A 21,316-nucleotide genomic window follows, 5' to 3' on the forward strand; every position below is an offset into this window, starting at 1 on the left:
ACCGTGGTGGTGACAACCGTGGTGGTGGGTTCCGTCGCGATGACCGTGGTGGTGACCGTCCGTCGTTCCGTCGGGACGAGCGGCCTTCGTACGGGCAGCGTGACGACCGCGGTGGTGACAACCGCGGCGGTGGTTTCCGTCGCGACGACCGGCGTGATGAGCGTCCGTCCTCGTTCCGTCGGGACGACCGGCCTTCGTACGGGCAGCGCGATGACCGCGGTGGTGACAACCGCGGCGGTGGTTTCCGCCGCGACGACCGTGGTGGCGACCGTCCGTCGTCGTTCCGCCGTGACGACCGCGGCGGGGACAACCGCAGTGGTGAGTTCCGTCGGGATGACCGCGGTGGTGACAACCGTGGTGGTGGGTTCCGTCGCGACGACCGTGGCGGTGACCGTCCGTCGTTCCGTCGGGACGAGCGGCCTTCGTACGGGCAGCGTGACGACCGCGGTGGTGACAACCGCGGTGGCGGCTTCCGCCGCGACGACCGGCGCGATGAGCGTCCCTCCTCGTTCCGTCGGGACGACCGGCCTTCGTACGGGCAGCGCGATGACCGCCGTGACGACAACCGCGGCGGTGGTTTCCGCCGTGACGACCGCGGTGGTGACAACCGCGGTGGTGGGTTCCGTCGCGACGACCGTGGCGGTGACCGTCCGTCGTTCCGTCGGGACGAGCGGCCTTCGTACGGGCAGCGTGACGACCGCGGTGGTGACAACCGCGGTGGCGGCTTCCGCCGCGACGACCGGCGCGATGAGCGTCCCTCCTCGTTCCGTCGGGACGACAACCGGGGTGGCGGCTTCCGTCGGGACGACAGCCGCGGCGGCGGGTTCCGTCGGGACGACCGCGGTGGCGAGCGCGGTGGGTTCCGCGGGCGGGACGACCGGGGCGGGTACGGGCGCCGTGACGACCGTGGCGAGCGGGACCGCGGCGACCGCGCGCCCATCAAGCGTCTGCCGATCCCGCCGGAGGTCACCGGTGAGGAGATCGACCCGGATGTGCGCCAGGAGCTGATGAGCCTGCCCAAGGGGCTCGCCGAGGACGTCTCGCGCAACCTCGTCATGGTCGCCCAGCTGATCGACGAGGACCCGGAGAAGGCCTACGGCTACTCCAGGGTCGCCCTGCGGCTCGCCTCGCGCGTCGCGGCCGTCCGCGAGGCGGCCGGCTTCGCCGCGTACGCGACGCAGAAGTACTCCGAGGCGCTGGCCGAGTTCCGGGCCGCGCGCCGGATGAGCGGCGGCGTCGAGCTGTGGCCCGTCATGGCCGACTGCGAGCGCGGCCTCGGCCGGCCCGAGCGGGCCCTCGCCATGGCCGGCGAGCCCGAGGTGCAGAAGCTGGACAAGGCCGGGCAGGTCGAGATGCGGCTCGTCGCCGCCGGTGCCCGCCGGGACATGGGGCAGCTCGACGCGGCCATCGTGACCCTGCAGAGCCCCGAGCTCGCCTCCAGCGCCGTGCACCCGTGGACCGCGCGCCTGCGGTACGCGTATGCCGACGCGCTGCTGGCCGCCGGGCGCGAGCAGGAGGCCCGGGAGTGGTTCGGCAAGGCCATGGAGGCCGACAAGGACGGCGCCACGGACGCGTCCGACCGGCTCGCCGAGATGGACGGCGTCGAGTTCGTCGACGCGTTCGACGAGTCCGAGGACGAGTCGGACGCGTCCGAGGGGTCCGGTGTCGTCGAGCTCGACGACGAGGACGACGAGGACGACGAGGACGACGACGACGACCGGGACGGCGACGACGACCGGGACGGCGACAAGGGCTGATCCCTTGGAGCAGTGAGAAGGGCGGCACCCGACGGGTGCCGCCCTTCTTCTTTTCCGTGCGCCCTCAGTCCAGGGCCAGGCTCCTCAGGACCAGGCCCGTCGCGGGTTTCGGGCCGAAGGAGGTCGACTTGCGGGGCATCGTGACGCCCTGGCGGGCGAGGTCGCGGACGACCTCCTCCCGTACCGGGTGCATGAGGACCGCCGTGCCGCCTCGGCGTTCCGCCTGTTCGACCGCCGCCTCCGTGTCGTGGATGTAGGCGATGTCCTCGGGGGTGTCCGGGATGTGCCAGACGTGTTCGAGGAGGGCGGAGTGCAGGACCGTCGCGTCCAGGGTCCGCCAGGCCTGGGGGCGGTCCGTGCGGATCGTGCGGTCGAGGAGGGCGGGGTCCGGGCGGTCGAGGAGGTGGAAGCCGCCGTCGCCCGCGAGGAGGAAGGCGTTTCCCTCGGCGGTGGCGGCCTCCAGGGCCTCCAGGGCCGCGGGGAGCGGCTGGTCGATCCTGCGCACCCGGAACGCGTCTCCGAGGGCGGTGAGGGCGTCCGCGACCGGCAGGCGGTTGAGGAGGCGGTGGATCGCGCGGACCCGCAGGGGGTAGCGGGCGGTGTCGATGAGGAGGACCAGGCCGTAGTTCCAGGGGCCGGGCGCCGCGTGCTCCTCGCGGAGGCGCAGATACGTCGCCCAGCGGTGGTGGCCGTCGGCGATGAGGGCCTGATGACGGGCCAGCTCTTCGGCGATCGTGGCGAGTTCGGCGGGGTCCGTGACCGACCACAGACGGTGGTGGAAGCCGTCCTCCGTGGTGGTGGAGAGCAGGGGCTCGTGGCGGACGGTGCGCTCGATGACGGCCTCGGCGCCGCCCTCGTCGCCCCCGACGTAGGTGAGGAGCAGGGGCTCCAGGTTGGCGGCCGTGGTCCGCATCAGGGCGGCGCGGTCCTCGACGACGTGCGGCATGACGTCCTCGTGGGGGAGGACGAGGCCCTCCGCCGGGGTGGAGAGCTCCAGGGCGCCGATGACGCCGCGCTGGAGGACGCCGTCGCCCCGCTGCTCGTACACGTAGAGCGCGGGCTGCGGGTCCGGGGCGAGGACGCCGTCCGCGAGCCAGCGGTCGAGGGTGACGGCGGCCTTGCGGTGGCGGGTGCCGGCGGTGATCGCCTGCGGGAGGATCAGCCGCACGATGTTGTGCGGGTCGGCGGACTCCAGATGGAGCAGTCCGTCAGGCCGTACGACGACGTCGTAGGGCGGGGACGTCACGGCGGCGAGGCTGCCTACCCGCTCGGGGACGTACCGGAGCCCGCGGAACGGGGCCAGGCGCAGGCCTGTGGCGTCGGCGCGGACGTCGTCGGCCGCGTGACCTGATGTGTTCATCCTGTCATCGTATGTGGGCGGGCATGAGCGATGATCGGAAGAGTGGGGGAATTCACCCGGTGATCTGAGGAGCGTGCGGTGACGGTGCGGAACGGCCAGGAACGGCGGAACGGCGGCAGGAAGCGTCCGGAGGGCAGCGCGGTCGCGCTGAGCGAGGCGTACGACACGGCGCTCCTGGACCTGGACGGGGTCGTGTACGCGGGCGGGGAGCCCGTCCCGCACGCCGTGGAGGCGCTCGGGACGGCCCGGGCCGGTGGGATGCACCTGGCGTACGTCACCAACAACGCGCTGCCGACGCCCGGCGAGGTGGCCGCGCACCTGACGGAGCTGGGCGTGCCGGCGGAGGCCGGGGACGTGGTCACCTCGGCGCAGGCGGTGGCCCGGCTGATCGCGGACGAGGTGCCGGCGGGGTCCGGGGTGCTGGTCATCGGCGGCGAGGGGCTGCGGGTGGCGCTGCGCGAGCGTGGCCTCGTGCCGGTGGAGTCGGCGGACCGGGATCCGGTGGCGGTCGTGCAGGGGTACGGCGGGCCGGAGATGCCGTGGGGGAGGTTCGCGGAGGCGGCCTACGCGGTGGCGCGGGGCGTGCCGTGGTACGCCTCGAACACGGACCTGACGATTCCCGGGGCGCGGGGGATCGGGCCGGGGAACGGGGCGGCGGTGGAGGTCGTGCGGATCGCCACCGGACACCGGTTCGAGCCGAAGGTCGCGGGGAAGCCGCTGCCGCCGATGCACCGGGAGACGGTGCTGCGGACGGGGGCGGAGCGGCCCCTGGTGGTGGGCGACCGGCTGGACACGGACATCGAGGGCGCGTTCAACGGCGGGGTGGACTCGCTGCTCGTGCTGACCGGGGTGACGGACGTGGCACAGCTGCTCGCGGCCGTGCCCGAGCACCGTCCCACGTACGTGGCGGCCGATCTGCGGGGGCTGCTCGTGGGGCAGCCCGAGGTCGTCGCGGGCGCGGACGGGGGCTTCGCGTGCGGGGGTTGGCGGGCCTCCGTGAGCGGCGGTGAGCTCGTCCTCGACGGCGCGCCGGGCGAGGGGGCGGACGTGCTGGACGGGGTGCGGGCGCTGTGCGGGGCGGCCTGGTCGGAGGCGGACCGGCCGGGTGCGGGCGTACCGGACGCGGGGAAGGCGCTGGCGCTTCTGGGGGTGTGAGTCCCCGGCACCCCGGGCAGGGAGTGAAGTTGGGTAGGCTAACCTAACTTCGCGTGGCCCGTGGTCGTCACCGCCGGACGCGACCACGGACGAGACAGCGGGAGTGCGGGCATGGACGGTCGGCAGCAGCAGCGCCTGAGCGCGGAATCGGTCACCCTGGCGTACGAGCAGCGGGTCATCGCCCGCGACCTGTCCGTCGCGATCCCCGACAACTCGTTCACCGTCATCGTCGGGCCCAACGCCTGCGGCAAGTCCACCCTCCTGCGCGCCCTCTCCCGGATGCTGAAGCCCAGCGAGGGCCGGGTCCTGCTCGACGGGCAGTCGATCCACGCGCTGCCCGCCAAGAAGGTGGCCAAGACCCTCGGGCTGCTGCCCCAGACCTCCGTGGCGCCCGACGGCATCACCGTCGCCGACCTCGTCGCACGCGGCCGCTATCCGCACCAGGGGCTGCTGCGCCAGTGGTCCCCGGAGGACGAGCGGATCACGCGCGAGTCCATGGCGGCGACCGGCGTCGCCGAGCTGGCCGACCGGTACGTGGACGAGCTCTCGGGCGGTCAGCGCCAGCGCGTCTGGATCGCCATGGCGCTCGCCCAGCAGACGCCGCTGCTGCTGCTCGACGAGCCCACCACGTACCTCGACATCCAGCACCAGATCGACGTCCTCGACCTGTGCGCCGAGCTGCACGAGACGCAGGGGCGGACGCTCGTCGCCGTCCTCCACGACCTCAACCACGCGGCCCGGTACGCCACCCACCTCGTCGCCGTCCGCGACGGCGAGGTGGTCGCCGAGGGGCCGCCGTCGGAGGTGGTGACCGCCGAGCTGGTCGAGCGGGTCTTCGGGCTGCGCTGCCAGGTCATCGACGACCCGGAGACGGGGACGCCGCTGGTCGTGCCGGCCGGGCGGAAGGCGCGCGTCCGCAAGGCCCCGGAGCCCGCGCCGTCCCAGGAACCCGCGCTACAGAAGTGAGCGCAGGCGCAGGAGGTCGCGGAAGCCGGCCTCCAGCCTGACCCGGCCCGAGGCCCAGGCCTTCGCGAAGTTCAGCTCGCCGGCCACCATCGCCACCAGGTCGTCGCCGGTCATCGAGAGCCGGATGTCGGCCTTGGCCGGCGGGGGGCCCGCCACCGTGGAGTCGACCCGGATCCGGCCGCCCGCGAGGCGGCCCGTGAACGTCGTGTCGAGGTCGGTGACGTGGCAGCTCAGGCTGCGGTCGAGCGCGGCCGCGCCGCGCACGCCCTCGTCCGCCCGCGCGAGATTGTCCGAAAGCCTGTCCAGTGCGTCGCGGCACTCCGTGATCGTCGCCATCGCCGTCGACGGTACCCCAGGGCTTCGCGGTAGCGTCGAGGCATGAGCGACGCCACCCCCGAAGCCCCGCAGGAGCAGGCCCCGGCCGAGACGTACGGGCCCGCGGAGCCCGCACCGCTCGGCGTCGCCCTCGAACCCACCGGCCGTGCCGCCGTCGACGCCCACCTCGCGCGTCTCGCCGAGCTGGACCACCTCCCGGCGGACGGACACCTGGAGGTGTACGAGGATGTACACCGTGGACTGCGCGCCGAGCTGACCTCGCTCGACGCCCACCCCGCCCCCCGTCCGCACGACAACAGGAGCTGAAAAGAACGTGGCAGGAGTGGCACGCCGCCGTCTCGACGCCGAGCTGGTCCGGCGCAAGCTCGCGCGCTCGCGCGAGCACGCCAGCCAGCTGATCGCCGCGGGCCGGGTGACCGTCGGCAGGACCGTCGCCACCAAGCCCGCCACCCAGGTCGAGACCGCCGCGGCCATCGTCGTCGTCCAGGACGACTCCGACCCCGACTACGTCTCGCGCGGCGGCCACAAGCTCGCCGGGGCCTTCGCCGCCTTCGTCCCGCAGGGACTGCGGGTCGAGGGCCGGCGCGCCCTGGACGCCGGCGCCTCCACCGGCGGCTTCACGGACGTCCTGCTGCGCGCCGGCGCCGCCCACGTCGTCGCCGTCGACGTCGGCTACGGACAGCTCGCCTGGTCGCTGCAGAGCGACGAGCGCGTCACCGTGAAGGACCGCACCAACGTGCGCGAGTTGACGCTCGACGCCATCGACGGCGTCCCGGTCGACCTCGTCGTCGGTGACCTGTCCTTCATCCCGCTCGGCCTCGTCCTGCCCGCCCTCGCGGCCTGCACGGCGCCCGGCGCCGACCTCGTCCTCATGGTCAAGCCGCAGTTCGAGGTGGGCAAGGAGCGGCTCGGCACGGGCGGAGTCGTGCGTTCCACGGAGCTCCGCGCGGACGCCGTGAAGAACGTGGCCCGGCAGGCCGGCGAGCTCGGCCTCGGCGTCCTCGGCGTCACCGCCAGCCCGCTGCCCGGCCCCTCGGGCAACGTCGAGTACTTTCTGTGGCTGCGGGCAGGCGCGCCCGCTCTGGATCCGGCGGACGTCGACCGCGCCGTGGCGGAGGGACCTCGTTGAACTCGACTGCAGCACCACCGGGAACGACACGCACCGTCTTCCTGCTCGCGCACACGGGCCGGCCGGCCGCCGTGCGCAGCGCCGAACTGGTCGTACTGGGGCTGCTGCGCTGCGGCATCGGCGTCCGCGTCCTGGAGGCCGAGGCCGCGGACCTGCCGCTGCCGCCGTCCGTCGAGACGGTGCCGGAGGGCTGCCCCGACGCCCTCGACGGCTGTGAACTCCTCGTCGTCCTCGGCGGCGACGGCACCCTGCTGCGCGGGGCGGAGTTCTCCCGTGCCTCCGGCGTGCCCATGCTCGGCGTCAACCTGGGGCGCGTGGGCTTCCTCGCCGAGGCCGAGCGCGACGACCTCGACAAGGTCGTCGACCGGGTCGTCACCAAGGCGTACGAGGTCGAGGAGCGGATGACCCTCGACGTCGTCGTGTACGAGAACGGCGACGTCCTGCACCGCGACTGGGCGCTCAACGAGGCCGCCGTGCAGAAGGTCTCGCCGGAGCGGATGCTGGAGGTCGTGCTCGCGATCGACGGACGCCCGGTGACCGGCTTCGGCTGCGACGGGGTGATCTGCGCGACACCCACCGGCTCCACCGCGTACGCCTTCTCGGCGGGCGGCCCGGTCGTCTGGCCCGAGGTCGAGGCGCTGCTCATGGTCCCGATCGGGGCCCACGCCCTCTTCGCCAAGCCGCTGATCACCACCCCCCAGTCGGTGCTCGCCGTCGAGGTCGAGCCGCACACCCCGCACGGGGTGCTGTGGTGCGACGGGCGGCGGACGGTGGAGCTCCCGGCGGGCGCCCGCGTCGAGGTGCGACGGGGCGCCGTGCCGGTCCGGCTCGCCCGGCTGCACCACGCCTCCTTCACGGACCGGCTCGTCGCCAAGTTCGCCCTGCCCGTCTCGGGATGGCGGGGCGCACCGCGCTGACGCCCCCGGCGGGTCCGTAACGAACGGCGCGTCCGGGAGTCACGCCCGGGGGCGATGTCGCATCGGACCCGGTAAACCTCGTATGGTCTGGGGCGTGCTGGAGGAGATGCGGATACGGTCGCTCGGGGTCATCGACGACGCGGTGGTCGAGCTGTCGCCCGGCTTCACCGCGGTGACCGGTGAGACCGGTGCGGGCAAGACCATGGTCGTGACCAGCCTGGGGCTGCTGCTCGGCGGACGTGCCGACCCGGCCCTGGTGCGGATCGGCGCGGCCTCGGCCGTCGTCGAGGGGCGGATCGGCGTGCCCCCGGGCTCGCCCGTCGCCGTACGCGCCGAGGAGGCCGGTGCCGAGCTCGACGAGGGCGTGCTCCTCGTCAGCCGTACCGTCTCCGCCGAGGGACGCTCCCGGGCCCACCTCGGCGGGCGCTCCGTGCCCGTCGGTCTGCTCGCCGAACTCGCCGACGACCTCGTCGCCGTCCACGGCCAGACCGACCAGCAGGGCCTGCTCAAGCCGGCCCGGCAGCGCGGCGCGCTCGACCGGTACGCGGGCGAGGCCGTCTCCGTGCCGCTCGCCGCCTACGGCGGGGCGTACCGGCGGCTGCGCGCCGTCACCGCCGAGCTGGACGAGATCACCACCCGGGCCAGGGAACGCGCCCAGGAGGCCGATCTGCTGCGCTTCGGGCTCGGCGAGATCGAGGCCGTCGCCCCGCTGCCCGGCGAGGACGCCGAACTCGCCGCCGAGGCCGAGCGGCTCGGGCACGCCGAGGCCCTCGCCTCCGCCGCCGCGCTCGCGCACGGCGCGCTCGCGGGCGACCCCGAGGACCCCGAGGCCGTCGACGCGACCACCCTGGTCGCCGGCGCGGGCCGGGCCCTGGAGGCCGTACGGTCGCACGACCCGGCGCTCGCCGGGCTCGCCGACCGGATGGGCGAGATCTCCATCCTGCTCTCCGACGTGGCGCAGGAGCTGGCCGGATACGCCGACGACCTGGACGCCGACCCGCTGCGGCTCGCCGCCGTCGAGGAGCGGCGGGCGCTGCTCACCCAGCTGACGAGGAAGTACGGCGAGGACATCGGCGCCGTCCTCGCCTGGGCGGAGGAGAGCGCGGCGCGGCTCGGCGAACTCGACAACGACGACGACCGGATCGAGGAGCTCACCGCCGAGCGGGACCGGTTGCGCGACGAACTGTCCGTGCTCGCGCAGCGGCTCACCGACGCGCGCACGGAGACGGCCGCCCGGTTCGCCGACGCGGTCACCGCCGAACTCGCCTCGCTGGCCATGCCCCACGCGCGCGTGTCCTTCGCCATCTCCCAGGCCGAGGACCCCGAGGGCGTCGAGGTCGGCGGCCGGCGCGTCGCCTACGGGCCCTCCGGGGCCGACGAGGTCGAGCTGCTGCTCGCCCCGCACCCCGGCGCCCCGCCCCGGCCCATCGCCAAGGGCGCGTCCGGCGGTGAGCTGTCCCGGGTGATGCTCGCCGTGGAGGTCGTCTTCGCCGGGGTCGACCCGGTGCCGACGTACCTCTTCGACGAGGTCGACGCGGGCGTCGGCGGCAAGGCGGCGGTCGAGATCGGCCGTCGGCTCGCCAAGCTCGCCAAGTCCGCCCAGGTCGTCGTCGTCACCCACCTTCCGCAGGTCGCGGCCTTCGCCGACCGGCAGTTGCTCGTCGAGAAGACGAACGACGGCTCCGTGACCCGTTCCGGCGTCACCGTCCTGGAGGGCGAGGAGCGGGTCCGGGAACTGTCCCGGATGCTCGCCGGCCAGGAGGACTCCGAGACGGCCAGGGCCCACGCGGAGGAGCTGCTCGCCACGGCGCGGGCGGACGCGTGAGCCGGGGCGGGAAGCCAGGGGCCGGTTCGTTCCGGGCGCCTCCGGCTCCGGCGGCGCCCGGTCCGCGTGCCGGCGGCTGAGGCGACGGTCGCCGTCGCGGTGCGGGGGAGCGGGCGGGGTGCTCGCGCGCTCCCTCGTGGGGGTGAACCCGTGGACGCGGGCCCGGCCCGTACGCCTTCCGCACGCCGGAACGACGCCACTTCGGTGCCGGAACGTGCGTACGGTCGAGGGCCCGGACTGGCATCCTTGGGCGCGTGACACAGCTCCGTACGGTCCAAGTGCTGGGCGGCGGCGGCGCGGGCAGCAGCGCTCACGTCCGATCACTCGCCTCGGGGCTGGTGGCGAGGGGCGTGCGGGTGACCGTGTGCGCCCCGGCCGAACTCGACCGCGCCTACGACTACCTCGGCGCCGGCGCGCACTTCGTGCCCCTGCCCCGCCTCGGCGACCCCGCGACCGTCGCCGTCCTCCGCAACGCCTGCATCGGCGCGGACGTGGTCCACGCGCACGGCCTCCAGGCCTCCGTACGGGCCGCGCTCGCGCTGACCGGCGGCGGCCGCGCCCCCCTGGTGACCACCTGGCACAGCAGGAACCACAGGGACGGTGCGCGGGGCGGGGTGCTGCGGCTCCTCGAACGGAAGACCGCGCGGGCCGCGACCGTCGTCCTCGGCACCTCCTCCGAACTCGTCGACCGAGCCCGGCGGCGCGGGGCCCGGGACGCCCGCCTCGCCCCCGTCACCGTGCCCCCCGCGCGCGGGCCCGTCTGCCTCCACGACGGCAAGGCCCGCGCCGAACTCGGCGCCGTCGACCGGCCCCTGCTCATGGCCGTCGGAGCGCTCGAACGCGGCCGGGGGTACCGGACGCTGCTCGACGCCGCCCGGGAATGGCGGGAGCTCGACCCGCAGCCGCTGCTCGTGATCGCCGGGGAAGGGCGCGAACGGGCCTCCCTGCAACGGCGGATCTTCGAGGAACGGCTCCCCGTGCGGCTCATCGGGCGCCGGGACGACGTCGCCGAGCTGCTCGCCGCCGCCGACGTCGCCGTCCTGCCGTCACGGTGGGAGGCCCGCTCCCTGCTCGCGCAGGAGGCGCTCCGGCTCGGGGTGCCGCTCGTCGCGACGGCGGTCGGCGGCGTGCCGGAGCTCGTCGGGAACGCGGCGGAGCTGGTGCCGTACGGGGACGCGGGGGCCCTGGCGGGGGCGGTGCGGGGGCTGTTGGAGGACGCGGAACGACGGATGGACCTGGCGGCGGCGGGGCGGGTGCAGGCGGGGTCCTGGCCGACGGAGGACGAGACGGTGGCGCATGTTCTGGCCGTGTACGACGAGTTGACGGGGCGGTGACCTTTTCCGGGCCGGGCGGGGCGGGGCCTGCGCCCCCTCGTTGTGGGCAATCGTTCCGCTCGAGCAGGGGGGACCCCCTCGCCCTGCGGGACGATTGCCCACACGGGCGGGGGCGGGGGCACCGCCCCGCCGGGCGCGGGCCCACACGGGGGTGGGCCGGGGTGCCGCCCCGCCGGGCGGGGGGTCAGGGGGTGTGGCGGCGGGCTCTCAGGGCCAGGGAGAGGGCCAGGACCGTCTGGGGGTCGTCGAGGTCCGTGCCGAGGAGTTCGGAGATGCGGGCCAGGCGGTTGTAGAGGGTCTGGCGGTTGAGGTGGAGCTCGCGGGCCGTCTCCGCCTTGCGGCCCGCGTGGGCCAGGTAGGTCTGGAGGGTGGGGAGGAGCGGGGGGCGGGACGTGGCGTCGTGGTCCCGCAGCGGACCGATCGCGCGGTCCACGAAGGCCGCCAGGTCCGGGTGGTCGCGCAGCCGCCACAGGAGCAGGTCGATGTCGAGGCGGCGCGCGTCGTACCAGGGGAGGTCCGAGAGGCCCTGCGCCGCCGTCGCCGTCTCCGCCGCGTGCCGCAGGCCCGCCGAGGCCGCCGCCCAGCCGCCCGCGACGCCGACCACGACGACCGGCGGGTGCGCCCCGGCCCGCTCCAGGCCGGCCCGTTCCACGCCCGCGCGCAGCGCCGCCGCGACCCGGTCCGCGACCGCCGTGCGTTCCGATTCCGAGCGGAGCCCCAGGAGGAGGGGGACACGGCCTTCCACCGGGCGGACGCCCAGGAGGGCCGGGACGCCCACCGAGGACAGTTCCTCCAGGACCGCGCGGGCCAGGAGGGCCCAGTTGCCCGAGGGGGACAGTTCCGGCGCCAGGCGCATCACCACCGGGAGGAGCGGGCCGTCCCCCGGTTTGAAGCCCAGGACCCGCGCCTGCGCCGGGGCGTCCTCCGCCGTGATGCGGCCCTCCGCGAGGTCCGTCAGGAAGTCGCCCCGGCCCCGCGCGGCCAGCTCCTCCTCCTGGCGCGCCTGCATGAGGACGACCGCGAGGAGCCCCGCCGCCCGCTCGGCCGCCATCCGGTGGACGGGGGAGAGGGCGCCGGAGACCGCGAGGAGGACGAGGCGGGCCCGTACCGACCCCGTACCGGGGCCGCCGCCGGGCACGTCCACGAGGACCGTGCCGGAGGGCGGGCCGGACTCCCGGGCCGCCCGCTGGCCGCGCAGCCCGTCCCACACCTGGAGCGGGTCGGCGGGCGCGGACTCGGTGCCCGCCGCGTACAGCAGCTGTCCGTCGGCGGTCTCCAGGAAGACCGGGTTCGCGGCGAAGTCGGAGAGGATGCGGAGCACCTGCGGGACGCCGCCGCCGCCGAGGAGCGCCTCCGTGCACTGCCGGTGGACCTCCTCGGCCCGTCGCTGGAGGGCGTAGTGGCCGTTGACGATCTCGGTGTGGATCTCCTCCGTGACGGCGACGAAGGGGACCTCGCGGTGGAGCTGGACGAGCGGCAGGCCGGCCGCCCTGGCCGTCTCCACTATGGTCGCCGGGAGGCGGGCGAAGCGCGGGCCCAGTTCGACGACGAGCGCCGCGATGCCCCGGTCGGCGAGCCGACGGACGAAGGCGCGCTGCTCGGCCGGGCGGGTGCCCAGGCCGAGGCCCGTCGTGAGGAGCAGTTCGCCGCCCTTGAGGAGCGACGCGATGTTCGGCACCTCGCCCGCGTGCACCCAGCGCACCGTGCGGTGGAGCCGGTCCGCGCCGGCCACGACCTCCGGGAGCCCGCTGCGCAGCCCGGGGAGTTCGAGCGCCCGCTGCACGGTGATCCCGCCCTGATTGTCCATGGGGCCGGACGCTACCCGCGTCCGTGTTCCGACGACATCACCGCACGGTCACGGGACCGGACAGTTCGTGCACCAGGGCGACAACTCGTCGCCCCGTGGCGGGAATTGTGCGACCGCATGTCGATTGTGGCCTACGTCACTCCCGAGGATCCTCTCGGCCCATGGCAGAGAACCCCACTCCAGAGGTCCACCGGCTCAAGGCGAACTCGGTCGGACTCGTCGGCGTCGTCTTCATGGCCGTCGCCACCGCCGCGCCGATCACGGCGATGACCGGAAACCTCCCCATCGCCGTCGGCTTCGGGAACGGCACCGGCGCCCCCGCCGGATACCTCTTCGCGACGCTGGTCCTGACCGTCTTCTCGGTCGGCTACGTGGCCATGGCCAAGCGGATCACGGCCGCCGGCGCCTTCTACGGCTACATCTCGCACGGCCTGGGCCGGATCGCCGGCATGGCCTCCGGCATGCTCGCCGTCCTCGCGTACGTCGTCTTCGAGGCCTCGATCGTCGGCGTCTTCTCCTACTTCGCCAAGACCACGGTCGCCGACCAGCTCGGCGTCGACCTGCCGTGGGTGCTGTACGCGGCGGTCATGCTGGCCGTCACCGCCGTCCTGTCGTACTTCGACATCAACCTGACCGCCAAGGCGCTCGGAGTGATGCTGGTCGCGGAGATCGCCGTCCTCTTCGCGGTCGCCACCGCCGTCCTGATCGCCGGCGGCGGCCCCGACGGCATCCCGGTCGAGCCGATCGACCCCGCGAACGCCTTCACCGGCACCTCCGCCGGTCTCGGCCTCTTCTTCGCCTTCTGGTCCTGGGTCGGCTTCGAGTCGACCGCCATGTACGGCGAGGAGTCCCGCGACCCCAAGCGGGTCATCCCGCGCGCCACCCTGATCTCCGTCGTCGGCGTCGGCCTCTTCTACATCTACGTGTCGTGGATGACGATCGCCGGCAACGGCCTCGCCGGGTCCGTGAAGCTGTCCGCCTCCTCCTCGCCGCTCGACCTGTTCTTCGCGCCCACCGAGACCTTCATCGGCGCCTGGGCCGTCGACGCCTTCCAGTGGCTGCTGCTCACCGGCTCCTTCGCCTGCGGCATGGCCTTCCACCAGTGCGCCTCGCGCTATCTGTACGCCATCGGCCGGGAGGGCTTCCTCCACCCGGCGCTCGGCCGGACCCACGCCCGGCACGGCTCGCCGTACATCGCCTCGTACGCGCAGAGCACGATCGCCGTCGCCCTCGTCGCCGCCTTCTGGCTCACCGGCCAGGACCCGTACATCCACCTCTACACGCTGCTCGCGATCCTCGGCACGATGGCGATCCTCATCGTCCAGACCCTGTGCTCCTTCGCCGTCATCGGCTACTTCCGGAAGAACCACCCCGAGGACCGGCACTGGTTCAGGACCTTCACGGCCCCGCTCCTCGGCGGCATCGGCATGATCGCCGTCGTCGTCCTGCTGGTCATGAACATGGAGACGGCGGCCGGTCTCGCCGCCGACTCCCTCTTCTTCGAGGCGATCCCCTGGATCGTCGGCGCCGTCTTCTTCGGCGGCCTCGCCCTCGGCCTCCACCTCAAGGCCAAGCGGCCCGAACGCTACGAGATCATCGGCCGGATCGTCCTGGAGGACGCCGCCGAACGCCCCGCCGAAGAGTCCCCCGTCCCCGCCTCCGTACCGCAGAGCTGACTCCCCCTCACCCTCCAGGAGCGCCCCATGGCACGCACCAACCCGATGCACCTCCTGAAGAACCTCGCCGCCGAGCACGCCGCCGCCCGACGGCTGAACCTCCCGGTCGACGAGCTGCGCGGCATGAGATCCGACGCCCTCGGCCGCCGGTCCCTGCTCAAGTACGCCACCGCCGCCGGCATCGCCGTCGGCGTCGGCTCGACCGTCCCCGCGGCGGCCGCCACCCCCACCCCGCCGGTCAAGGGCTCCGCCCGGGTCGCCGTCGTCGGCGCCGGGATATCCGGCCTCACCGCCGCCCTCACCCTCCAGGACGCCGGCCTCAGCCCGGTGCTGTACGAGGCGAACCCGTCCAGGGTCGGCGGCCGCATGTGGACCCAGCGGGACCACTGGGCGTACGGCCAGACCTCCGAGATCGGCGGCGAGCTGATCGACACCGGCCACAAGAAGATCCTGGAGCTCTGCCGCCGCTTCGGCCTCGCCGTCGAGGACTTCCTCGGCGGCGGCCCCAACGGGGCCGAGGAGGTCCTCTGGTTCGGCGGCGCCTACTACCCGCGCGCCCGGGCCGACGAGGACTTCAACGCCGTCTACCAGGCCCTCCACCGCGACCTGCTGGACGCGGGCGAGGTGAAGTGGAACCGGACCACCCCCACCGGCACCGCCCTCGACGACACGTCGCTGTACGAGTGGATCGAGACCCGGGTCCCCGGCGGCCACTCCTCACCGCTCGGGAGGTTCATCGACGTCGCCTACAACGTCGAGTACGGCGCGGACACCACCGAGCAGTCCTCGCTCGCCCTCGTCCTGCTCATGGGCTACCAGACCAATCCGGGCAACTTCAACGTCTGGGGCCTCTCCAACGAGCGCTACCACGTCGTCGGCGGCAACGACCGGCTCCCGAACGCCGTCGCCGCGGCGCTCGCCCCCGGCACCCTGCGCATGGGCTGGTCGCTCACCGCCGTACGGGCCGAGGCCGACGGCACCCAGACGCTCACCTTCACCGAGGCGGGCGCCACCCGCACCGTCACCGCCGACCACACGATCCTCTGCGTCCCGCTGCCCGTCCTCCAGCGACTCGACCTCTCCCGGGCCGGCTTCGACCCGCTCATGCGCAACCTCCTGCGGGACGCCCGCATGGGCTCCTGCACCAAGCTCAACATGCAGTTCGGCACCCGGCCCTGGCGCGGCACCGGCCCCTGGCCCGGCGTCTCCGCGGGCGACTGCTTCACCGACACCGAGGTCCAGCAGACCTGGGACACCACCAAGGTCCAGGGCGGCACCGGCGGCATCCTCCTCCAGTACGGCGGCGGCAGCCTGGCCCGGAACCTGAACCCGGCCGGACCGTTCTCCACCGAGTCCGACCCGTACGTACGGAACCTGGTCACCCGCCACCTGGCCGGCATCGACGCCTTCTTCCCGGGCACCTCCCGGGCGTACACCGGCCGCGCCCAGCTCTCCGCCTGGCACAAGAACCCGTACTCCCTCGGCGCGTACTCCTGCTGGCCCGTCGGCTACCTCCACCGGTACGCCGGGTACGAGGGCACCGCCCAGGGCAACGTCCACATCGGCGGCGAGCACTGCTCGTACGACTTCCAGGGCTTCATGGAGGGCGGCGCGACCGAGGGCGAGCGCGCCGCTCGGGAGGTGATCGCCGTGCTGCGATGAGCCGGGTCAGCCGGCCGGCACGATGTTGTGGTTGAACCGGAACACGTTGTCCGGGTCGAACGCGGCCTTCACGGCGGCGAGCCGGCGGTAGTTCCTCTCGCCGAAGGAGGAGACGATCCGCTGCTCGCCCTCGGCGCCGACGAAGTTCAGATACGTCGCGTCGAGCGCCCACGGCCGCACATCGGCCCGCACGTCGCGCACCCACTGCGTCGCCGGCCCGTCCAGTGCGGGGTCCTCCCAGGTCGCGAACGGGTGAACCGCCCAGGGCGCGGTGCGCCACGGCTGCGGATACCGGGAGGGCCCCGCGGCCACGGCCCCGCCCATCAGGAACAGCACCTGCTGGGTGGCGGTCCCGGCCGGGATCCCCGCGCCGCGCTCGCAGAAGACGTCCACGGCCTCGTCGGGGAACTCCCGCAGGTACTCCGCCGACCAGTAGTTCCGCAGCCCCGGCGGGTCGTCGAGCATCGTCTGCAGATCCACGTACGGGATGTCCGTGACGACCTCGACCACCGGCTTCAGCGCGAACAGCGGCGCCGCGAACTCACGGAGCTCGGAGACCGGACCGGCGTACGTGAACAGCGATCCGCACACCAGCTTGCCGACCAGGTCCTCGGGTATGAATGGCTCCGGGGGCGCGGGCATGTAGATAGCGCCGCCACCCATCTCGTCGGGCGCGCGGAGGCCGAGTTCACGGAAGGTGCGCACCACCTCGGGAGCGTTCTCCGGCAGGAAGAGCAGCATCGCGACGCTCGTCCAGGGCAGCGGGTGCAGCCGCATCGTCAGCGAGGTCGCCACCCCGAAGTTGCCGCCGCCGCCGTGCAGCGCCCAGAACAGCTCCGGGTTCTCCTCCGCGTCCGCGTGGACGTGCTTGCCCTCGGCGGTGATCAGGTCGGCGGCGAGCAGGTTGTCGCTGGCGAGCCCGAACTTCCGCTCCAGCCAGCCCGATCCGCCGCCCAGCGCGAAGCCGCCGACCCCGGTGGTGGACACCCGTCCGCCGGTCGTCGCCACGTGGAACGGCTGGCAGGCGTGGTCCAGGTGGGCCATGGTCGCCCCGCCCTCGATCCGTACCGTCAGGTCCTCCGGGTCCACGACGACGCCGTGCATCCGGCGGAGGTCGACGACCAGCGCGCCGTCGATCACCGAGGTCCCGGCGACGCTGTGCCCGCCGCCGCGCACCGCGATCGGCAGCTCGGCCTCCCGGCCGAACAGGATCGCGTTCGACACGTCGGCCTGGGTGGCGCACTGGGCGATCACCGACGGGCGCCGGTCGATCATGCCGTTGTGCAGGGCACGCGCCTCGTCGTACCCCGGATGACCGGGGGTGATCACTTCGCCGGCCAGGTCGTCGACCAGCCCGGCCAGGGCGCTTTCGGAGATGTGGGGAGCCATGGGAGCCCCCCTTTCACGAGGGGCGACAGGACCCTCTCATCGTAGGTCCGGCCCCCCGGGGTGTCCTGCCGATCAGCCGCCGTACGCGCCGGAGGCCGTCAGCCGCAGCGCCGTGTCGATGAGCGGGACGTGGCTGAAGGCCTGCGGGAAGTTGCCCACCTGCCGCTGGAGCCGCGGGTCCCACTCCTCGGCGAGCAGCCCGAGGTCGTTGCGGAGCGCGAGGAGCTTCTCGAAGAGCGTGCGCGCCTCGTCGACCCGGCCGATCATCGCCAGGTCGTCCGCCAGCCAGAAGGAACAGGCGAGGAACGCGCCCTCGTCGCCCTCCAGGCCGTCGACGCCGGCCTCCTCGCCGGCCGTCGGGTACCGCAGCACGAAACCGTCCTCCGTGGACAGCTCGCGCTGGATCGCCTCGATCGTGCCGATGACCCGCTTGTCGTCCGGCGGCAGGAAGCCCATCTGCGGGATCAGCAGCAGCGAGGCGTCCAGCTCCTGGGAACCGTACGACTGGGTGAAGGTGTTGCGCTCCTTGTCGTAGCCCTTCTCGCAGACGTCCCGGTGGATCTCGTCGCGGAGCTCCCGCCAGCGCTCCAGCGGACCGTCCGCGTCGCCGGACTCGATCAGCTTGATGGTGCGGTCCACCGCCACCCAGGCCATCACCTTGGAGTGCACGAAGTGCCGACGCGGGCCGCGCACCTCCCAGATGCCCTCGTCGGGCTGGTCCCAGTGGGTCTCCAGGTAGTTGATCAGCTTGATCTGGAGCAGGGAGGCGTAGTCGTTGCGGGACAGGCCCGTCATGTGCGCGAGGTGGAGGGCCTCCGTGACCTCGCCGTAGACGTCCAGCTGGAGCTGGTTCGCGGCGCCGTTGCCGACCCGGACCGGGCTGGAGTTCTCGTACCCCGGCAGCCAGTCGAGCTCCGCCTCGCCGAGCTCCCGCTCGCCCGCGATGCCGTACATGATCTGCAGGTTCTCCGGGTCGCCCGCGACGGCGCGGAGCAGCCAGTCCCGCCAGGCGCGGGCCTCCTCGCGGTAGCCGGTGCGCAGCATCGAGGAGAGGGTGATCGCCGCGTCCCGCAGCCAGGTGTAGCGGTAGTCCCAGTTGCGGACGCCGCCGATCTCCTCCGGCAGCGAGGTCGTCGGCGCGGCGACGATCCCGCCGGTCGGCGCGTACGTCAGCGCCTTCAGGGTGATCAGCGAGCGGACCACGGCCTCCCGGTAGGGGCCGTGGTACGTGCAGTGCTCGACCCACTCGCGCCAGAAGTCGGCGGTCGCCTCCAGCGCGCCCTCCGGGTCGGGCAGCGCGGGCGGCTCCTTGTGGGAGGGCTGCCAGGAGATCGTGAAGGTGATCCGCTCGCCGGGCGTGACGGTGAAGTCGGAGTACGTCGTCAGGTCCTTGCCGTGGGTCTCCACGGCCGTGTCCAGCCACACCGAGTCGGGTCCGGCGACCGCGACCGTGCGGTCCCCGACCTTGTGCACCCACGGCACGACCCGGCCGTAGCTGAACCGCATCCGCAGCGAGGAGCGCATCCGCACCCGCCCCGAGACGCCCTCGACGACCCGGATCAGCTGCGGCGCGCCGTCGCGCGGCGGCATGAAGTCGGTCACCCGGACCGTGCCGCGCGGGGTGTCCCACTCGGACTCCAGGATCAGCGAGTCGCCCCGGTAGCGGCGCCGGTCGGCGGGGGCGGGCTCCGCGTCCGCGGGGCCCGCCGGGCCCACCCGCCAGAATCCGTGCTCCTCGGTGCCGAGGAGACCGGCGAAGATCGCGTGCGAGTCGAAGCGGGGGAGACACAACCAGTCCACGCTGCCGTCCCGGCACACCAGGGCGGCCGTCTGCATGTCTCCGATGAGTGCGTAATCCTCGATACGCCCGGCCACGTGCTTCACTCCAGTCGAACGGCCACGTCCGCCCCGTGGGGCGCTTGCTACGGATGCGCTTCATGTGCGCGATGGGTCAACCAGGCCAGTGTGCGGGATGAGCGGACCGGCTGTGCGGGCGGTGTGACGAGCAGAATACGCGGCGGCCCGGTGACCTCAGCGATCACACGGGCGACGCACTGCTCCACACGGGTGAGCTGCGGCTTTCCCCCTCCCCGACGGCTCCGTAGCCGTCCGTGAACACCCGACTGCCGCGTGTGGCCGGGAGCGGTCTCCCGATGTCGCTGATACCCTGGTACCCCGTGGACCGGTGGGAAACGGCGACAGTCGAGAACCCCGAAACCGCAGCGACGGCACCCCCCGATTCTTCCGGAGGGGAAGCCGGTACGCACCTCCAGAACGCGACCACGGGAGCCCCCTCTTGGCGATGCCGCCCAACACCACGACGACCAAGCACATCTTCGTCACCGGGGGTGTCGCCTCCTCCCTCGGCAAGGGCCTCACCGCCTCCAGCCTGGGTGCGCTCCTCAAGGCCCGGGGCCTGCGGGTCACGATGCAGAAGCTCGACCCGTACCTGAACGTCGACCCGGGCACGATGAACCCCTTCCAGCACGGCGAGGTGTTCGTCACCAACGACGGTGCCGAGACCGACCTGGACATCGGCCACTACGAGCGCTTCCTCGACGTCGACCTCGACGGCTCGGCCAACGTCACCACCGGCCAGGTCTACTCGCAGGTCATCGCCAAGGAGCGGCGCGGCGAGTACCTCGGCGACACCGTGCAGGTCATCCCGCACATCACCAACGAGATCAAGGGCCGCATCCGCCGCATGGCGACGGACGACGTCGACGTCGTCATCACCGAGGTCGGCGGCACGGTCGGCGACATCGAGTCGCTGCCCTTCCTGGAGACCGTCCGCCAGGTCCGCCACGAGGTCGGCCGCGACAACGTCTTCGTCGTGCACATCTCGCTGCTGCCCTACATCGGCCCCTCCGGCGAGCTGAAGACCAAGCCGACCCAGCACTCCGTCGCCGCCCTGCGCAACATCGGCATCCAGCCCGACGCGATCGTGCTGCGCGCCGACCGCGAGGTCCCCACCGCCATCAAGCGCAAGATCTCGCTGATGTGCGACGTCGACGAGGCCGCGGTCGTCGCCGCCATCGACGCCCCGTCGATCTACGACATCCCGAAGGTCCTGCACACCGAGGGCCTGGACGCCTACGTCGTCCGCAAGCTCGACCTGCCCTTCCGCGACGTGGACTGGACCGTCTGGGAGGACCTCCTGGACCGCGTCCACAACCCGGAGCACGAGGTCACGGTCGCGCTCGTCGGCAAGTACATCGACCTGCCCGACGCCTACCTGTCGGTCACCGAGGCCATGCGCGCCGGCGGCTTCGCCAACCGTGCCCGGGTCAAGGTCAAGTGGGTCACCTCCGACGACTGCAAGACCCCGGCGGACGCCGCGAAGCAGCTCGGCGACGTCGACGGCATCCTCATTCCCGGCGGCTTCGGCGACCGCGGCGTGTCCGGCAAGGTCGGCGCGATCCAGTACGCCCGCGAGAACAAGGTGCCGCTGCTCGGCATCTGCCTCGGCCTGCAGTGCATCGTGATCGAGGCCGCCCGGAACCTGGCCGACATCCCCGAGGCCAACTCCACCGAGTTCGACCCGGCCACCGCGCACCCCGTCGTCTCCACGATGGAGGAGCAGCTGGCGTACGTCGAGGGCGCCGGCGACCTGGGCGGAACGATGCGCCTGGGCCTCTACCCGGCGAAGCTCGCCGAGGGTTCGGTCGTCCGCGAGGTCTACGGCGACGAGCCGTACGTCGAGGAGCGCCACCGCCACCGCTACGAGGTGAACAACGCCTACCGCGCGGAGCTGGAGAAGAAGGCCGGTCTGGTCTTCTCCGGCACCTCCCCGGACAACAAGCTCGTCGAGTACGTCGAGTACCCCAAGGAGATCCACCCCTACCTGGTCGCCACCCAGGCGCACCCGGAGCTGAAGTCCCGCCCGACCCGCCCGCACCCGCTCTTCGCGGGCCTGGTGAAGGCGGCCGTGGAGCGCAAGACGGGGAAGTAGTACGGCGCGTTAACGTTGCCGGGGTACGGGTTCCCTTCCGGGACCCGCACC

At 73.3% G+C, this 21,316-nt stretch carries 16 protein-coding genes and 1 pseudogene; 12 read left to right on the top strand and 5 right to left on the bottom strand.

What is annotated here, in order from left to right:
* Window positions 1-932: pseudogene (locus ACZ66Z_RS27970) on the top strand (tetratricopeptide repeat protein); the annotation flags it as partial.
* A gap of 15 nt (window positions 933-947) precedes the next feature.
* Window positions 948-1,757 carry a tetratricopeptide repeat protein gene (locus ACZ66Z_RS27975; RefSeq protein WP_469938270.1) on the top strand — a complete coding sequence of 270 codons (810 nt, stop codon included), beginning with the start codon at window positions 948-950 and terminating at the stop codon, window positions 1,755-1,757.
* A 64-nt stretch (window positions 1,758-1,821) separates the two neighbouring features.
* On the opposite strand, the gene ACZ66Z_RS27980 is transcribed toward ACZ66Z_RS27975, so the two are convergent.
* Window positions 1,822-3,117 (bottom strand): DUF1015 domain-containing protein, encoded by a 1,296-nt coding sequence (locus ACZ66Z_RS27980; RefSeq protein WP_469938129.1) that lies wholly within the window; start codon window positions 3,115-3,117, stop codon window positions 1,822-1,824.
* 78 nt (window positions 3,118-3,195) lie between these two features.
* On the opposite strand from ACZ66Z_RS27980, the gene ACZ66Z_RS27985 reads away from it, so the two are divergent.
* Together ACZ66Z_RS27985 and ACZ66Z_RS27990 are read left to right on the top strand one after the other, a co-directional pair.
* Complete coding sequence (locus tag ACZ66Z_RS27985; protein ID WP_469938130.1) at window positions 3,196-4,272, top strand: HAD hydrolase-like protein; 1,077 nt, start codon at window positions 3,196-3,198, stop codon at window positions 4,270-4,272.
* 111 nt (window positions 4,273-4,383) lie between these two features.
* Window positions 4,384-5,238 (top strand): ABC transporter ATP-binding protein, encoded by an 855-nt coding sequence (locus tag ACZ66Z_RS27990; protein WP_469938131.1) that lies wholly within the window; start codon window positions 4,384-4,386, stop codon window positions 5,236-5,238.
* Here the strand turns inward: ACZ66Z_RS27990 and ACZ66Z_RS27995 are convergent.
* Window positions 5,227-5,574, bottom strand: coding sequence for an SCP2 sterol-binding domain-containing protein (locus ACZ66Z_RS27995; RefSeq protein WP_469938132.1), 348 nt, complete (start codon window positions 5,572-5,574; stop codon window positions 5,227-5,229). The two genes, ACZ66Z_RS27990 and ACZ66Z_RS27995, sit on opposite strands and share 12 nt — an antisense overlap.
* A 42-nt stretch (window positions 5,575-5,616) precedes the next feature.
* Between ACZ66Z_RS27995 and ACZ66Z_RS28000 the strand changes: the two genes are divergently transcribed.
* The 5 genes from ACZ66Z_RS28000 to ACZ66Z_RS28020 all read left to right on the top strand — a co-directional run bounded on the left by ACZ66Z_RS28000 (window position 5,617) and on the right by ACZ66Z_RS28020 (window position 10,779).
* Window positions 5,617-5,880, top strand: coding sequence for a hypothetical protein (locus ACZ66Z_RS28000; protein ID WP_469938133.1), 264 nt, complete (start codon window positions 5,617-5,619; stop codon window positions 5,878-5,880).
* Between the two features lie 7 nt (window positions 5,881-5,887).
* A complete protein-coding gene (locus ACZ66Z_RS28005; protein ID WP_469938134.1) occupies window positions 5,888-6,703 on the top strand; it encodes a TlyA family RNA methyltransferase in 816 nt (271 codons plus the stop codon).
* Window positions 6,700-7,620 carry an NAD kinase gene (locus tag ACZ66Z_RS28010; protein ID WP_469938135.1) on the top strand — a complete coding sequence of 307 codons (921 nt, stop codon included), beginning with the start codon at window positions 6,700-6,702 and terminating at the stop codon, window positions 7,618-7,620. Before ACZ66Z_RS28005 ends, ACZ66Z_RS28010 begins: the two co-directional genes overlap by 4 nt.
* Window positions 7,621-7,702: 82 nt before the next feature.
* Window positions 7,703-9,445, top strand: a complete 1,743-nt coding sequence (gene recN / locus ACZ66Z_RS28015) for a DNA repair protein RecN (RefSeq protein ID WP_469938136.1) — start codon at window positions 7,703-7,705, stop codon at window positions 9,443-9,445.
* A 254-nt stretch (window positions 9,446-9,699) separates the two neighbouring features.
* A complete protein-coding gene (locus ACZ66Z_RS28020; protein ID WP_469938137.1) occupies window positions 9,700-10,779 on the top strand; it encodes a glycosyltransferase family 4 protein in 1,080 nt (359 codons plus the stop codon).
* 184 nt (window positions 10,780-10,963) lie between these two features.
* Here the strand turns inward: ACZ66Z_RS28020 and ACZ66Z_RS28025 are convergent, their stop codons facing one another.
* Window positions 10,964-12,586: a PucR family transcriptional regulator gene (locus ACZ66Z_RS28025; protein WP_469938138.1), complete on the bottom strand. Its 1,623-nt coding sequence runs from the start codon at window positions 12,584-12,586 to the stop codon at window positions 10,964-10,966.
* 161 nt (window positions 12,587-12,747) lie between these two features.
* Between ACZ66Z_RS28025 and ACZ66Z_RS28030 the strand changes: the two genes are divergently transcribed.
* Window positions 12,748-14,262: an APC family permease gene (locus ACZ66Z_RS28030; protein WP_469938139.1), complete on the top strand. Its 1,515-nt coding sequence runs from the start codon at window positions 12,748-12,750 to the stop codon at window positions 14,260-14,262.
* Window positions 14,263-14,289: 27 nt separating this feature from the next.
* Window positions 14,290-15,924: a flavin monoamine oxidase family protein gene (locus tag ACZ66Z_RS28035; RefSeq protein WP_469938140.1), complete on the top strand. Its 1,635-nt coding sequence runs from the start codon at window positions 14,290-14,292 to the stop codon at window positions 15,922-15,924.
* Window positions 15,925-15,930: 6 nt separating this feature from the next.
* Here ACZ66Z_RS28035 and ACZ66Z_RS28040 read toward each other — a convergent pair whose 3' ends face one another.
* On the bottom strand, window positions 15,931-17,313 hold the full coding sequence (locus tag ACZ66Z_RS28040; protein WP_469938141.1) for an FAD-binding oxidoreductase: 1,383 nt from the start codon (window positions 17,311-17,313) through the stop codon (window positions 15,931-15,933).
* Between the two features lie 72 nt (window positions 17,314-17,385).
* On the bottom strand, window positions 17,386-19,188 hold the full coding sequence (locus tag ACZ66Z_RS28045; protein ID WP_469938142.1) for a glycoside hydrolase family 15 protein: 1,803 nt from the start codon (window positions 19,186-19,188) through the stop codon (window positions 17,386-17,388).
* A 427-nt stretch (window positions 19,189-19,615) separates the two neighbouring features.
* Between ACZ66Z_RS28045 and ACZ66Z_RS28050 the strand changes: the two genes are divergently transcribed.
* Window positions 19,616-21,265: a CTP synthase gene (locus ACZ66Z_RS28050; RefSeq protein ID WP_469938271.1), complete on the top strand. Its 1,650-nt coding sequence runs from the start codon at window positions 19,616-19,618 to the stop codon at window positions 21,263-21,265.
* The last annotated feature ends 51 nt before the right edge of the window (window positions 21,266-21,316 follow it).

It is taken from the genome of Streptomyces sp. NPDC107498 (assembly GCF_055582805.1).

Excerpts from the sequence above, each read along its gene's own strand:
- ACZ66Z_RS27980 (WP_469938129.1), bottom strand. The coding sequence starts at position 3,117 with ATGAACACATCAGGTCACGCGGCCGACGACGTCCGCGCCGACGCCACA.
- ACZ66Z_RS27990 (WP_469938131.1), top strand. The coding sequence starts at position 4,384 with ATGGACGGTCGGCAGCAGCAGCGCCTGAGCGCGGAATCGGTCACCCTG.
- ACZ66Z_RS27995 (WP_469938132.1), bottom strand. The coding sequence starts at position 5,574 with ATGGCGACGATCACGGAGTGCCGCGACGCACTGGACAGGCTTTCGGAC.
- ACZ66Z_RS28000 (WP_469938133.1), top strand. The coding sequence starts at position 5,617 with ATGAGCGACGCCACCCCCGAAGCCCCGCAGGAGCAGGCCCCGGCCGAG.
- recN (WP_469938136.1), top strand. The coding sequence starts at position 7,703 with ATGGTCTGGGGCGTGCTGGAGGAGATGCGGATACGGTCGCTCGGGGTC.
- ACZ66Z_RS28025 (WP_469938138.1), bottom strand. The coding sequence starts at position 12,586 with ATGGACAATCAGGGCGGGATCACCGTGCAGCGGGCGCTCGAACTCCCC.
- ACZ66Z_RS28030 (WP_469938139.1), top strand. The coding sequence starts at position 12,748 with ATGGCAGAGAACCCCACTCCAGAGGTCCACCGGCTCAAGGCGAACTCG.
- ACZ66Z_RS28035 (WP_469938140.1), top strand. The coding sequence starts at position 14,290 with ATGGCACGCACCAACCCGATGCACCTCCTGAAGAACCTCGCCGCCGAG.
- ACZ66Z_RS28040 (WP_469938141.1), bottom strand. The coding sequence starts at position 17,313 with ATGGCTCCCCACATCTCCGAAAGCGCCCTGGCCGGGCTGGTCGACGAC.
- ACZ66Z_RS28050 (WP_469938271.1), top strand. The coding sequence starts at position 19,616 with ATGCCGCCCAACACCACGACGACCAAGCACATCTTCGTCACCGGGGGT.